At 72.9% G+C, this 13,283-nt stretch carries 11 protein-coding genes; 6 read left to right on the plus strand and 5 right to left on the minus strand.

The features are described 5' to 3' along the window. The first annotated feature begins 63 nt into the window (after positions 1-63). Genes ACSMXR_RS32025 through ACSMXR_RS32040 form a run of 4 tightly spaced genes read left to right on the plus strand, consistent with a single transcriptional unit; the run spans position 64 to position 5,840 of the window. Positions 64-1,677: a GMC family oxidoreductase gene (locus ACSMXR_RS32025; RefSeq protein ID WP_473170480.1), complete on the plus strand. Its 1,614-nt coding sequence runs from the start codon at positions 64-66 to the stop codon at positions 1,675-1,677. Next, positions 1,674-2,879 carry a quaternary amine ABC transporter ATP-binding protein gene (locus ACSMXR_RS32030; protein WP_473170481.1) on the plus strand — a complete coding sequence of 402 codons (1,206 nt, stop codon included), beginning with the start codon at positions 1,674-1,676 and terminating at the stop codon, positions 2,877-2,879. Before ACSMXR_RS32025 ends, ACSMXR_RS32030 begins: the two co-directional genes overlap by 4 nt. Continuing rightward, complete coding sequence (locus ACSMXR_RS32035) at positions 2,879-4,864, plus strand: ABC transporter permease (RefSeq protein ID WP_473170482.1); 1,986 nt, start codon at positions 2,879-2,881, stop codon at positions 4,862-4,864. The genes ACSMXR_RS32030 and ACSMXR_RS32035 overlap by 1 nt, the downstream gene beginning before the upstream one ends. A gap of 1 nt (position 4,865) precedes the next feature. Beyond that, the gene (locus ACSMXR_RS32040) at positions 4,866-5,840 is read left to right on the plus strand and encodes an ABC transporter substrate-binding protein (RefSeq protein WP_473170483.1); all 975 of its coding nucleotides are present in this window, start codon (positions 4,866-4,868) and stop codon (positions 5,838-5,840) included. Between the two features lie 72 nt (positions 5,841-5,912). Here ACSMXR_RS32040 and ACSMXR_RS32045 read toward each other — a convergent pair whose 3' ends face one another. Then, on the minus strand, positions 5,913-7,280 hold the full coding sequence (locus ACSMXR_RS32045; protein ID WP_473170484.1) for a cytochrome P450: 1,368 nt from the start codon (positions 7,278-7,280) through the stop codon (positions 5,913-5,915). 220 nt (positions 7,281-7,500) lie between these two features. On the opposite strand from ACSMXR_RS32045, the gene ACSMXR_RS32050 reads away from it, so the two are divergent. Further along, a complete protein-coding gene (locus ACSMXR_RS32050) occupies positions 7,501-8,229 on the plus strand; it encodes a GNAT family N-acetyltransferase (RefSeq protein ID WP_473170485.1) in 729 nt (242 codons plus the stop codon). Here ACSMXR_RS32050 and ACSMXR_RS32055 read toward each other — a convergent pair. The 4 genes from ACSMXR_RS32055 to ACSMXR_RS32070 all read right to left on the minus strand — a co-directional run bounded on the left by ACSMXR_RS32055 (position 8,205) and on the right by ACSMXR_RS32070 (position 12,552). Then, on the minus strand, positions 8,205-8,669 hold the full coding sequence (locus tag ACSMXR_RS32055; RefSeq protein ID WP_381909042.1) for a hypothetical protein: 465 nt from the start codon (positions 8,667-8,669) through the stop codon (positions 8,205-8,207). The genes ACSMXR_RS32050 and ACSMXR_RS32055 overlap by 25 nt on opposite strands. Before the next feature lie 63 nt (positions 8,670-8,732). Further along, positions 8,733-10,313 carry an aspartate:alanine exchanger family transporter gene (locus ACSMXR_RS32060; RefSeq protein WP_381855221.1) on the minus strand — a complete coding sequence of 527 codons (1,581 nt, stop codon included), beginning with the start codon at positions 10,311-10,313 and terminating at the stop codon, positions 8,733-8,735. A 101-nt stretch (positions 10,314-10,414) separates the two neighbouring features. After that, positions 10,415-11,272 carry a hypothetical protein gene (locus ACSMXR_RS32065; RefSeq protein ID WP_473170486.1) on the minus strand — a complete coding sequence of 286 codons (858 nt, stop codon included), beginning with the start codon at positions 11,270-11,272 and terminating at the stop codon, positions 10,415-10,417. Further along, positions 11,272-12,552 carry a VWA domain-containing protein gene (locus ACSMXR_RS32070; protein ID WP_137228766.1) on the minus strand — a complete coding sequence of 427 codons (1,281 nt, stop codon included), beginning with the start codon at positions 12,550-12,552 and terminating at the stop codon, positions 11,272-11,274. The genes ACSMXR_RS32065 and ACSMXR_RS32070 overlap by 1 nt, the downstream gene beginning before the upstream one ends. A 111-nt stretch (positions 12,553-12,663) precedes the next feature. On the opposite strand from ACSMXR_RS32070, the gene ACSMXR_RS32075 reads away from it, so the two are divergent. Further along, positions 12,664-13,245: a hypothetical protein gene (locus ACSMXR_RS32075; RefSeq protein ID WP_473170487.1), complete on the plus strand. Its 582-nt coding sequence runs from the start codon at positions 12,664-12,666 to the stop codon at positions 13,243-13,245. Positions 13,246-13,283: the final 38 nt, after the last annotated feature.

Below are 13,283 nucleotides of genomic sequence, written 5' to 3' on the forward strand. Positions count from 1 at the left end.
GTCCCGCCCGGCTGTTCGCAGCACCACGTACACGCACGAACCTTGCAGAAGGAGCAGTGACCGATGCCCTCCACCCCCCGCAGCACCGCAGTCCCCGACGGCCCCGTGGCCGACTACGTGATCGTCGGCGGCGGCACCGCCGGATCGGTCATCGCCTCCCGGCTCACCGAGGACCCGGACGTCACCGTCACGGTCATCGAGGGCGGCCCCACCGACATCGACCGCGACGACGTGCTGACCCTGCGCCGCTGGCTCGGTCTCCTCGGCGGCGACCTCGACTACGACTACCCCACCACCGAGCAGCCGCGCGGCAACAGCCACATCCGGCACAGCCGCGCCCGGGTCCTCGGCGGCTGCTCCTCGCACAACACCCTCATCAGCTTCAAGCCGCTGCCCGGCGACTGGGACGAGTGGGCCGAGGCGGGCGCCGAGGGGTGGGACGCGGCCGCGATGGACCCGTACTTCGCCAAGCTGCGGAACAACATCGTCCCGGTCGACGAGAAGGACCGCAACGCCATCGCCCGCGACTTCGTCGACGCCGCCCAGGAGGCGGCCGGAGTGCCGCGCGTGGACAGCTTCAACAGCAAGCCGTTCCACGAGGGCGTCGGCTTCTTCGACCTCGCCTACCACCCCGAGAACAACAAGCGCTCCTCCGCCTCGGTCGCCTATCTCCACCCGCACATCGAGGCCGGTGACCGCCCGAACCTCAAGATCCTGCTGGAGACCTGGGCGTACCGGCTGGAGTTCGACGGCACCCGCGCCACCGGCGTACACGTCCGGACGAAGGACGGCGAGGAGATCTTCCTGCGCGCCGCCCGCGAGGTCATCGTCTGCGCGGGCGCGGTGGACACCCCGCGCCTGCTGCTGCACTCCGGGATCGGTCCGCGCGAGGACCTGGCCGCGCTGGGCATCGAGGTGCGCCACGACCTTCCGGGCGTCGGCGAGAACCTGCTCGACCACCCCGAGTCCGTCATCGTCTGGGAGACCGACGGGCCCATCCCGGAGAACTCCGCGATGGACTCCGACGCGGGACTCTTCGTCCGCCGCGACCCCGGATCCCGGGGCCCGGACCTGATGTTCCACTTCTACCAGATCCCGTTCACCGACAACCCGGAGCGGCTCGGCTACGAGAAGCCCGAGCACGGGGTGTCGATGACGCCGAACATCCCCAAGCCGCGCAGCCGGGGCCGCCTCTACCTCACGAGCGCCGACCCCGAGGTCAAGCCGGCCCTGGACTTCCGCTACTTCACCGACGAGGACGACCACGACGGCCGCACGCTGGTCGACGGCATCAAGCTCGCCCGGGAGATCGCCCGCACCGAACCGCTCGCCCACTGGCTCAAGCGCGAGGTCTGCCCCGGACCCGAGGTCACCTCGGACGAGGACATCAGCGAGTACGCCCGTAAGGTCGCCCACACCGTCTACCACCCGGCGGGCACCTGCAGGATGGGCGCGACCGACGACCACGAGGCCGTCGTGGACCCGCAGTTGCGCGTCCGTGGCCTTCAGGGCATCCGGATCGCCGACGCGTCCGTCTTCCCGACCATGCCCGCCGTCAACCCGATGATCGGGGTCCTCATGGTCGGCGAGAAGTGCGCCGAACTCCTCGCGGACCGGACGCGTGACACCGCGCCGGCCGCCGGAACCAGCACCAGCACCGGAGGCGATGCCCGATGACCGGAACCCAGACCATCGAGGCCACCGAGCCCGCCGGGAACGCGGCGGCCACCGCGACCGACGAGAACGCCGTGTTCTCCGTACGCAACCTCTGGAAGGTCTTCGGCCCCAAGGCCGACCGGATCCCCGGCAGCGAGCACGCCGCGCTGCCGCCCGCCGAACTGCGCGAGGCCACCGGCTGCACCGCCGCCGTCCGCGACGTCTCCTTCGACGTCCGCAAGGGCGAGGTCTTCGTCGTCATGGGCCTGTCGGGCTCCGGCAAGTCGACCCTCGTACGCTGTCTGACCCGGCTCATCGAGCCGACCAGCGGCACCCTCGCCATCGACGGCGAGGACGTCCTCGCGATGGACCGGGCCCGGCTGCGCGAACTGCGCCGCCACCGCGCCGCGATGGTCTTCCAGCACTTCGGACTGCTGCCGCACCGCACGGTGTTGGACAACGTCGCCTACGGCCTGGAGATCCAGGGCCTGGGCAAGGCCGAACGCCGGTCGAAGGCAGCCGAGTTGGTGGCGAAGGTCGGTCTCGCCGGTCTGGAGGACCGGCGCCCCTCGCAGCTCTCCGGCGGCCAGCAGCAGCGCGTCGGGCTCGCCCGCGCGCTCGCCGTCGACCCCTCCGTCCTCCTCTTCGACGAGCCGTTCAGCGCGCTGGACCCGCTGATCCGCCGCGAGATGCAGGACGAGGTGGTCCGGCTGCACCGCGAGGAGGGCCGCACCATGGTCTTCATCACCCACGACCTCAGCGAGGCGCTGCGCCTGGGCACCCGGATCGCGCTCATGCGCGACGGCGGCATCGTCCAGCTCGGCACCCCCGAGGAGATCGTCGGCTCGCCCGCGAACGACTACGTCCGCGAGTTCGTCCGTGACGTGCCGCGCGAGCAGGTCCTCACCGTCGCCACCGCCATGCGTCCCGCGCTCGCCGGGGAGAGCGAGCGCGGCCCGGCCGTACGCCCCGACGCCACCGTCTCCGAGGCCATCGAAGCGGTCTCCCGCTCCGGCGACCCCGCCGCCCGGGTGATGGACGGCGGCCGGCTCGTCGGCGTCGTCGACCACGCCTGCCTGCTCGACGTCGTCGCCGGAACATCCGGCCCCGGCGAGGAGGCGACCACCACGGTCACCGCCCCGGACGCCTCCACCGCCACCGATGCCCCTGACGCCCCCGCCGCGCCCGACGCACCGGACGGCTCCCGCGAGGTGACCCTCTGATGGCCACCGCACAGGCCACCGGGGCCCGCGCCGTGCCGGCGGGCGCGCGCCGGGGACCGGTGGCCGCACTCCGCGACCGCCCGGCCGCCGCCAAGCTCCTGCTGCTCGCGCTCGTCGCCGCGGTCGTCGTCCCCGTCGTGCACAGCCGCTGGGGCGGGGGCATCTGGCCCGACGCGCTGACGGCCGACCTCTCCGCGCCGCTCGGCGACGTGACGGACTGGATCGTCTCCAACCGCGACAGCCACCCGCTGTTCCTCTACTTCTTCGGCCACATCAGCAACGCCGTCGTGCTCTCCGTACGCGGTGTCTATCTGGTCCTGCTGGCCCTCGGCTGGGCCGGTGTCACGGTGTTCGCCGCCGCCGTCGCCTGGCGCGTCGCCGGTCTCCGGCTCGCCCTCACCGCGGCCGTCTCGTTCCTGGTCTGCGGACTGCTCGGCATGTGGGTGCCGACCATGCAGACGCTCGCGTTGATGGTCGTCGCGGTCCTCGCCTCCGTCGTGCTCGGTCTGTTCCTCGGCCTCGCCGCCGGTCTGTCCGACCGCGTGTTCCGCATTTTGCGCCCGGTCCTGGACACCATGCAGGTGCTGCCCGCCTTCGCGTATCTGCTGCCCGTGGTGCTGGTCTTCGGCATCGGCGTGCCCGGAGCGGTCCTCGCCACCGTGGTGTACGCGGCTCCGCCGATGGCCCGGCTCACCGCGCTCGGACTGCGCGGCGCGGACAGCGGGGTCATGGAGGCCGTCGCCTCGCTCGGCGCGACCGGCAGGCAGCGCCTGCTGAGCGCCCGGCTGCCGCTGGCCCGCAAGGAACTGCTCCTCGGCCTGAACCAGACCATCATGATGGCGCTGTCGATGGCCGTCATCGCGTCCGTGATCGGTGCGGGCGGCCTCGGCGACCGTGTCTACCAGGCGCTCTCCTCCGTGGACGTCGGCGCCGCCCTCGCCGCAGGCATCCCGATCGTGCTGCTGGCCGTCGTGCTGGACCGTACGACGGAGGCGGCCGGACGCCGCATCGGCGCCGAGCCCACCGGACCGGCCTTCCTCCGGGGACGGCGCGGCTGGACCCTGGCCGCCGTGGTCACCGCGGCCGTCGCCGTCGTCGGACGGGCCACCGACGGCCGGGTCTGGCCCGAGGACGTGACCGTGGCCATCGCCGGACCGGTCAACACCGCCAAGGACTGGATGGTCGACCACCTCTACACCGGGGTGCCCGTCGTCGGCGGCACCGCCGACCTCGCCTCCCACTTCACCAGCGGCGTCCTCAACCCGCTGCGCAGCGGGCTCACCGGACTGCCCTGGTGGTCGGTGCTCCTCATCGTCGCCGCCCTCGCCTGGACCATCGGCACCTGGCGCACCGCCGCCACCGCCGTCCTCGCCATGGCCGCGATCGGCGTACTCGGCGTGTGGGAACCCTCCATGGACACCCTCAGCCAGGTGCTCGCCGCCGTCGCGGTCACCCTGGTCATCGGCTTCGGCGTCGCCGTCGGCGCGGCCCGCAGCGAACGGCTGGAGAGGCTGCTGCGACCGGTGCTGGACGTCTTCCAGACCATGCCGCAGTTCGTCTACCTGATCCCCGTCGTCGCCCTGTTCGGCGTCGGCCGCGCCCCCGCCGCCGCAGCCGCGGTCGTGTACGCGCTGCCCGCCGTCATCCGCATCACCACCCAGGGCCTGCGCGGTGTCGACCCGGCGGCGATGGAGTGCTCCCGCTCGCTCGGCGCGACCCCCGGCCAGCAACTGCGCCAGGTCCAGATCCCGCTGGCCAGGCCCTCCCTGCTGCTCGCCGTCAACCAGGCGGTCGTGCTGGTCCTCGCCGTCGTCATCATCGGCGGACTCGTCGGCTCCGGCGCCCTCGGTTACGAGGTCGTCCTCGGCCTCGCCCAGGGCGACCTGGCCACCGGCCTCGTCGCCGGAGCGGCCATCGTCTGCCTGGGCCTGATGCTCGACCGGGTCACCCAGCCCACCACCCGCCGCCAGCGACAGGAGAGCTGAGATGAACCGCTCCCGTACGCGCCTGATCACGGCGCTGTCGTCGGCCGCCGCGCTGCTCGCCACGGCGGGCTGCGGCGCCGCCGACATGACCAAGCAGGCCTCGCCGTTCGCGGCCCCCGCCGGGGTCAAGACGGTCACGCTCTCCGTCCAGTCCTGGGTCGGCGCCCAGGCCAACGTCGCCGTGGCCGAGCAACTCCTCAAGGAGGAGCTCGGCTACCGCGTCGACCTCGTCCAGACCGACGAGGTGCCCGCCTGGGACGCCCTCAGCCAGGGCCGCGTCGACGCGATCCTGGAGGACTGGGGCCACCCGGACCAGGAGAAGCTGTACGTCGACGAGAAGAAGACCATTATCCGCGGCGGCGACCTCGGCGTCACCGGTCACATCGGCTGGTACGTCCCGAAGTACTGGGCCGACGAGCACCCGGACGTCACGGACTGGAAGAACCTCGACAAGTACGCGGACGAGCTGAAGACCGCCGAGAGCGGCGGCAAGGGCCAGCTGATGGACGGCTCGCCGTCCTACGTCACCAACGACGTTGCCCTGGTGAAGAACCTGGACCTGGACTACAAGGTGGTCTTCGCCGGCTCCGAGGCGGCCCAGATCACCCAGATCCAGCAGTTCGCCAAGGAGAAGAAGCCCTTCCTCAGCTACTGGTACCAGCCGCAGTGGCTGTTCAACGAGGTGCCGATGGTCGAGGTGAAGCTCCCCGAGTACACGGACGCGTGCGCGGCCAAGGACCCGGCGGACATCGACTGCGCGTACCCGACGACACCGCTGCAGAAGTTCCTCAACGCCGACTTCGCCGAGCGCGGCGGTGACGCTTCGGCGTTCCTGAAGAAGTTCCACTGGTCGGAGAAGGACCAGAACGAGGTCTCCGAGATGATCGCCTCGCAGAAGCTCACACCCCAGGAGGCGGCGGAGCGCTGGATCGAGCGCCACCCGGACGTCTGGAAGAAGTGGCTTCCGCAGGACTGACGCGACCGGCGTCACGGCGCCCGGCCCCTCGCACGAGGAGCCGGGCGCCGACCGCTTTTCCGGCCCGTCCGGCTACCGCGCCCGGACCGTCGCCAGCACATCCCGGTCCGGCTGGAGCGTCAGGCCCGTCACCGGCCCGATCTCGCCCGGGTCGACGTCCAGGGTGAAACGGCGGGCCAGCACGGCCAGCAGGAGCACCGCCTCCACCATCGCGAAGCGCGTACCGATGCAGACCCGGGGACCGCCGCCGAACGGGAACCACGCGTACTCCGCGATCTCGTCGCCGCTCGTGGCGTCCCAGCGCTCGGGCCGGAACTCCTCCGGCTCGGGGAACCACCGCGCGTCGCGGTGCGTGGCCCACTGGCTGCTCCACACCCGGGTGCCCTCCTCGATCGGCAGGCCCCCGATCGTCGCCCCTTCCTTCGCGACCCCGGTGATCAGCCAGACCGCCGGGTACAGCCGCAGGGTCTCCTTCACCACGGCCTGCGCGTACGTCAGTCGGGCGTAGTCCTCGAAGCCCGGCTCCCGGTCGCCCAGCACCCGGTCCAGCTCCTCGGCGAGCGCGTCGCGGACGCGGGGGTTGCGGGCGAGCAGATACCACGCCCACACCAGCGTCGTGCTCGTCGTCTCGTGGCCGCCGATGTACAGCGTGACCGCCTCGTCGCGGATCTCCTCGTCGCTGAGGTGCGTTCCGCTCTCGTCGACCGCGGTGAGCAACCGGCTGAGCAGATCGGGGCGTTCCTCCTCGCCCTCCCGGTGCCGGGCGACCACCCGGCCCACCTCGGCGTCGATGACGGCGGCCGCCTTCTTGATGCGCGCCCGGCCCGGCGTCGGCACCCAGTCGGGGAGCAGCGCGCCGATCCCGGCGAACTCCTTGCCGATCTCCTGCTGGGCGACGTCCATCGCCCGGCCCATCGCCTCGGAGTCCGCAGGGGTGTCCACCCCGAAGATGGTGCGCACCGCGATCTTCTGCGTCAGCTCGGCCATCTCCCGCTTGATGTCGACGCGTTGGCCGTCCGACCAGCGGTCCGCCAGCTCCACGGCGCAGTCGGCCATCGTGGCCGCGTACGACTTCACCTGTTTGGGCCGCACCGAGGGCTGCACCAGCGAGCGTTTGCGCCGCCACTCGCGTCCGCGCGACACGAGCATTCCGTTGCCCAGCACCGTACGGAACGCGATGCCGAGCTTCGGCTGGTCGAAGGTGCGTTCCGTCTCGGTGAGCAACTCGCCTATGCAGTCGGGGTCGGTGAGGAAGACGCACCGGTTGCGGCCGAAGCGCCAGCGCACCATGTCCCCGTGCTCGCGGAGGAGTTCGAAGAACGCGAGCGGGTTCTTCCCGAACTGCGGCAGATTCCCCACGAGCGGCAGCCCCTTGGGGCCCGGGGCGAACGCATGGCCGCGAGGCTGGGTGTCGAGCGCCGGGCCGGTCTGCGTGGACATCGAGGAACTCCGCTCCCTGGGGCGCGCCACCGCCGGCGCGCGCACGTTCGAACCCCATCGAACAGGACGGGGGCGGCGCTCCACCAGGGCGCCGACAGGGCGTGGCCGGAAACCGTCACCAGCCCTATGGAGTAGGCGAGTTGTCGAGCGTTTCCGGAGCGTCCCGCGCGTTCGAACAGGAGGTGCGGTGAGAGTTGCGCCGCCGTGCGAGAATCCCGCCATGCCGACCGACCCGCTGGTGTCCCGTGCCCGTGCGCTGTGGCAGGAGCTGTGCGCCGAACCGGCCGCCGCCTTCGGAACTCCCGGCCGCCCGGCGGTGTTCGTCGCACCGGAGTCGTCACTGGCCCCGCCGTCCTGGGTGGGCGTGGTGGCCGTCGGGGATGCCGCGCTGATCACCGCGCCGACCGACCGGGCCGCCGATTCCGTACGGTCCGCGCTGAACGGCCTGACCACCGACGAGCTCACCGACCCCGCCACCGTCGCCGGACTGCTGCCGGTGGCCGACACGCTCGGCCCCGCCGTCCTCGGCTATCTGGCCCCGGACGGCCTCCGCCCCGCCACGACGGAGGCGGCCGGCCCGGTCGGGAGCCTGGCCCCCGGGCACCCCGCCCTGCGCGCGCTGCTGGCGGCGGCGGGGCAGGCGGACGCGGGCGAGAGCGGTCTCGCGGACGTCAGCTCACCGGTGTTCGTCGTACGGAAGGGCCCGGAGGTGCTCGCCGCCGCCGGTTACGAGCGCTGGCCGCGCGACACCGCCCACCTCTGCGTGCTGACCGCGCCGGACGCGCGGGGCAGGGGCCTCGCCCGACAGGTGGCGCACACGGCGACCGCGCACGCCCTCACCGCCGGGCTGCTGCCGCAGTGGCGGGCCCGGCCGCCCGCCTCCCGCCGGGTCGCACAGGCGCTGGGCTACCGGGAAGCGGGCCGTCAGCTGAGCGTACGGCTGCCCTGAGCGCGCCCCGCCGCATCCGCCTCGGCGTCCGTTCCTGCCCCGTGCCCGCCGCCGGTCCGGGGCACCACCACGATCTGGACATCGTCCTCGTACACGACCCGGCCGGGATCCGCCGACTCCAGCCGCTCGCACGGCACCCCGTGCGCGGCCAGCAGCGCGAGATAGTCCGGGATCCGGTCCAGCAGATGGGTCGCCGACGTCTTGAACCAGGCGACGGCACCGGGGTTCACCGCCGGGTCGTAGACCGTCGGATCGACGCGCGAGGGATCGGCGTAGGCGGCGTCGTACCAGTCGTTGCCCGCCCGCCAGACGCGGTGCTGCTCCTCGGTCAGACGGCCCTCCCGGGCCAGGCCGTTGGCCAGCGCGAAGATGCCCGGGAAGTGACCCCGGGGGCTCCGCCCGGTGCTCTGGAACCGTACGTACGTCGTCGTCCCGCTCAACCCCGTCGCCCTTCGCCGCTGCCGCCGGTGGAGCGGCCAGCCTAGGGCCCGGGGCCCGCACGGTCAGAGGCCGACGATCAGCTGGATGCAGACGATCTTGACCAGGATGGCGAGCGCGAACAGCGTCGAGTAGCCGTTGTTGATCCGGCTGTCGCTCGCCCGGCTGTTGGCGTACGCCACGATCGCCGGGTTGCCGACATAGCCCGACAGCAGCCCCATCGTCCGCTCCCTGCTCTGCCCCAGCGCCTTCGCGACCAGGACCATCAGCGTGTAGCTGACGACCGCGCCGATCGCCAGCACCGCCACCAGCTTCAGCCCGAACAGCGAGAAGGCGTTCTCCCGGAACGAGTAGCCCGAGGTGAGCCCCACGACGGCGAGGAAGAGCAGCAGACCGATCTGGCGCAGGGTCAGGTTGGCCCGGGTCGGCAGGGTCCAGACGAGGGGGCCGGTGCGCCGGAGCCGGCCGAGGAGCATGCCCATCACCAGCGGGCCTGCCCCGGTGCCCAGGGCGAGCGTGGTGGAGCCCAGGGTGAGGGAGGGGATGCCGATGAGGAAGCCCAGGGTGAGCCCGAGGCCCAGACTGACCGCGCTCACCTCGCTGACCTTCGCCTCGGTGTCCCCGAGGTACGTGGTGACCTCGCCCGTCCGCTCGCGCGGCATCACCACCCGCACCCGGTCGTCGAGCTGGAGCAGCAGGTCGTCGTGGGCGAGCATGTCGAAGTCGCCGCGCCGCACCCGGCTGACCAGGGCCCCGTACTTCTCGCCGAGCCCGAGCTCGGCGACGGTGTGCCCGGCCAGCTCCGGATTGGTGAGCAGGACCCGCCGGTAGTCCACCGTGCCGCGGTCGTCCAGCAGATGGCGCGGGGCGAGGGCGCCGAGCGCGTCGGTCGCCGCCCGTACGTCGTCCTCGCCGCCGACCAGGACGACCAGGTCGCCGGGGGAGAGGCGGTCCAGTCCCCGGGCGACCCGGGTGGCGCCGCCGGCCGGGCGGTACTCACTGGCCAGCACCCGGTGTGCGGCGACGCCCGGCACGTCCGCCCAGCGCATGCCCCGCGCCGCCTCGACCGTACGGGTGACGAGCGTGGACGGGAGGCCCGAGTCGGGGTCGCGGCGGGCGGTCCAGCGGCGGCGGGCCGCGATCGCCGAGATGAACATGATCGTGATGACGACGGCGAGCGGATAGCCGATGGCGTACCCCACGGCGGGCTGCGTCGGGTCCTCGGAGGCGTCCTGGGCGGCGGCGAGGCCCGGGGTGGTGGTCCCGATGCCCGCGTAGCCGCCCGCGAGGAACGGACCGTCGATGCCGAACCCGCCGTGTCCCACGAGGCCGACCACCGCCGCGGTGACGGCCAGGGCCACCACGGCACCGGCCATCACCGGGAGCTGGCCGCGCAGTTCACGGAAGAACGCGGGGCCCGACTCCAGGCCGACCGTGTACACGTACAGCGCCAGGCCCAGCGCCGAGACCCCGGCCGGCACGGCGGCGGCGATGTCCTCGTCCAGCGCCCCGACGAACAGGCCGGCGAAGAGGACCCCGGCCGCGCCGAGCCGGACCGGTCCGAAGCGCGCCAGGCCGAGCAGCGAGCCGACTGTGATCACGGCGAACACCGCGACCCACGGGTTGTCCGCGAAGAACTGCCACACCGGCCGTGCCTCCCCGACCTCGAAGATCCCGCCCCCTGCCGGGGGTCAGGATCTTCGAGGTCCGGGGCGGCCGCCACCCGGGGGAGCGGCCGGTGGGGCCGTCAGACGCCCTGCGGTACCCGGGCCGGCCTGCCCCGGCCCCGCGTCAGCGAGTAGCCGAACACGGCCGCCAGCGCGGCGAGCACGCCGCCGCCCACGGTCCACAGCCAGCGGTCGGTCCACCAGCCCGAGGCCCAGCCGTCCTCCGGCTCACCGGCGGACGGCACCCGCGGTGCGGTCGAAGCGCCCGCGTCACCGGTGTCGCCCGCGGAGGCGGCCGAGACGCCCGGCACCAGCGGCTCGGAGAGCGCGCCGTCCACGTCGTGGGCCCCGCCCTGCTCCTTGACGGTCGCCTTCACCTCGGCGCCGACCGGCAGTCCGAGCTCGTCGGCGGGCAGGTCCACCACCGTGAGGCGGACGTAGTAGCTGCCGGGCAGCGGGTCGTTCGCCCACGGCTCGGACCAGGCCCGCACGGGCCGCAGGACGCAGGACAGCTCGACGGTGGCCGCGTCGGCCGCCGCCTTCCTGGTCTGGTGCCCGTACATGCAGGCCTGGCGGCGGCGCAGCCCGTCGTACACATCGATCTGCCAGGTGGACGTGGAGCGCCGGGCCGCGTTCTCGGGCAGCTTCACCGTGGCCTCGACGGTGGGCCGCTGACCGGCGTCGGCCGGGAACACCCAGTACAGGTAGTCGCCCGTCGAGGCCTGGGCGGTGCCGGTCTGGTCCGGCTTCAGCGCGGTGGCCGTTCGGAAGGTGGTGCCGGCCTCCGTCGGGCCCGCCTCGTCCCCGGCGGGGCTCGCGCTCGCCGACGGGTCGTCCGCCACCGCCGCGCCGGCCGAGGTGAGCAGGGTCAGTCCTGCGAGCAGCGCTCCGGTGAGCGCGCGCCGTACGCCGTGGGTGCGGCGAGTTGTCGTACGCATCAGTTGGTCCTCCATACGGCGACGCGCCAGCGCGAGATCCAGCCGGTCAGCAGGCCCGCGACCAGTCCGGTCAGGACCAGCACGCCGAGCAGCCACCAGCCGCGGCCGAGCCCGAAGGCCGCCACGTCGGATGCGGTGTCCGGGCCGTCCACCAGATCCACGGTCAGTTCGACCGGCAGGCCGGGGGACTTCTTCACCGAGGCGGGCGCGGAGAAGGAGTGGGCGAGCTGGAGGCAGACGGTCTCGGCGGCGGGCTTGCCGTCACCGTCGTCGCCGTCCTCCACCTCGGGCTTCGGATAGCGCAGCCCGGACGAGATCACGTCGGTGCGGCCGGTCCCGGCCTCGGAACCCCGGACGATCTCGCGTCCGTGCACGGTCACCGCGCGCAGCAGGACCCCGTAGTCGTCGTCCACGGCACGGTCGGCGGCCACGCTCGCGGAGGCGCGCAGCTCCTGGCCGGGCAGCACATCCACGCGGTACCAGCGGTGCTGGCCGATCTCCGAGCGGTCGGTGAAGAGACCCGGCTTCAGCTCGGGCGCGGCGGCACAGCTCTTGGCGCCCTCGGTGGCCACCGGAGTGACGACGGGCTCGGCGGCCCGGTCCACCAACTGCTTGACGCGGCCGGACAGTTCTTCCTTGTGCTGGACGGCGGTGTAGGTGCCGCCGGTGGCCTCCGCGATACAGGTCAGCTGCTGGCGGATCTTGGCGTTGGGCACCAGTCCGAGGGTGTCCACGACCAGGTGGGTGCCGCGCGCGGCGATCTCCCGGGCCACCTCGCACGGGTCGAGCGGCCCGCAGGTGTCCTCGCCGTCCGTGATGAGCACGATCCGCCGCGAACCCTCCCCGCCCTCCAGGTCGTCGGCCGCGCCGAGCAGGGCCGGGCCGATCGGGGTGAAGCCGGTCGGGGCGAGGGTGGCGACCGCGGTCTTGGCCTCGGTACGGTCCAGCGGGCCGACCGGGTAGAGCTGCCGGGTGTCCTTGCAGCCGACCTTGCGGTCCTCGCCGGGATAGTCCGCGCCGAGCGTCCGGATGCCGAGCTGCACCTGCTCGGGCACCGCGTCCAGCACATCGTTGAACGCCTGCTTCGCGGCGGCCATCCGGGACTGGCCGTCGATGTCACGGGTGCGCATGGAGCCGCTGACGTCGAGCACCAGCTCGACCTTGGGGGAGGGGGCGGCGGGGGGTTCGTCGGCGGCGGCGGGGATCGCGGTGCCGAGCCCGGCGGCCAGGGTGGCGAGCGCTATGCCCACCCCGGTCGTCAGCCGTTTTCTAGTGATCATCGCCGGATCTTATGGAAAATCAGTTCGTATTCCCAACCGGGGGTCTTGGAGCTCCCAGAGGGCGCCCGGATACTCCGATTGCGGCCTGCTGATCCTGCCTATGCTGCGGCCATGGGGATGGATCTGACGCTGTTCATGGCGGACTGGGGGTGGCTGGGCGCGGTCCCCGCCGAGAACCGGATCGAGCTGCTGGAGGATGCGGCCTGGCCGTCGGAGACCGATGTCCCGTACGAGGCCGGGCACCGGCGCGGCGACGGCTGGAGCCGGCCGCCGGGACCGGGGTCGCAGTGGTGCGCCGTGTACGGCTTCGCCACCACCACCGGCGCCCACGCGCCGCATGCCCGCGCGGGCGCGGCATGGGCGGACCTGCGGTTGCTCGTCGACGCTTCCGTACGTGAGCCGATGGACACCTTTCTCGACGGTCTGCTGCGGAACGTGGACCGCACCTCCGCCGACCGATGGCACCGGCAGGTCCTGCTGGTCTGCCCGCCGGAGGTGCTGCCGGGCAAGGCGCGGGCCTGGAAGCGGCTGGAGCCGCGGCTCGAGGAGTTGAGAGCGCCGTTCGCCGCCGAGTGCGAGGGCTGGGCGGGCCGTCCGGACACCTTCGAGGACTTCGTCGCGCTGCTGCGCGAATGGGGCGACGTGACCACGACGGCCGCCCGCCGGGGCTGGGGCCTGGTGGGGCTGCCCTAGGGGGTGTCCGACAACTCCTGGGCAGGCCCGGCGGAGCC

It is taken from the genome of Streptomyces sp. DSM 106670, from assembly GCF_055792845.1.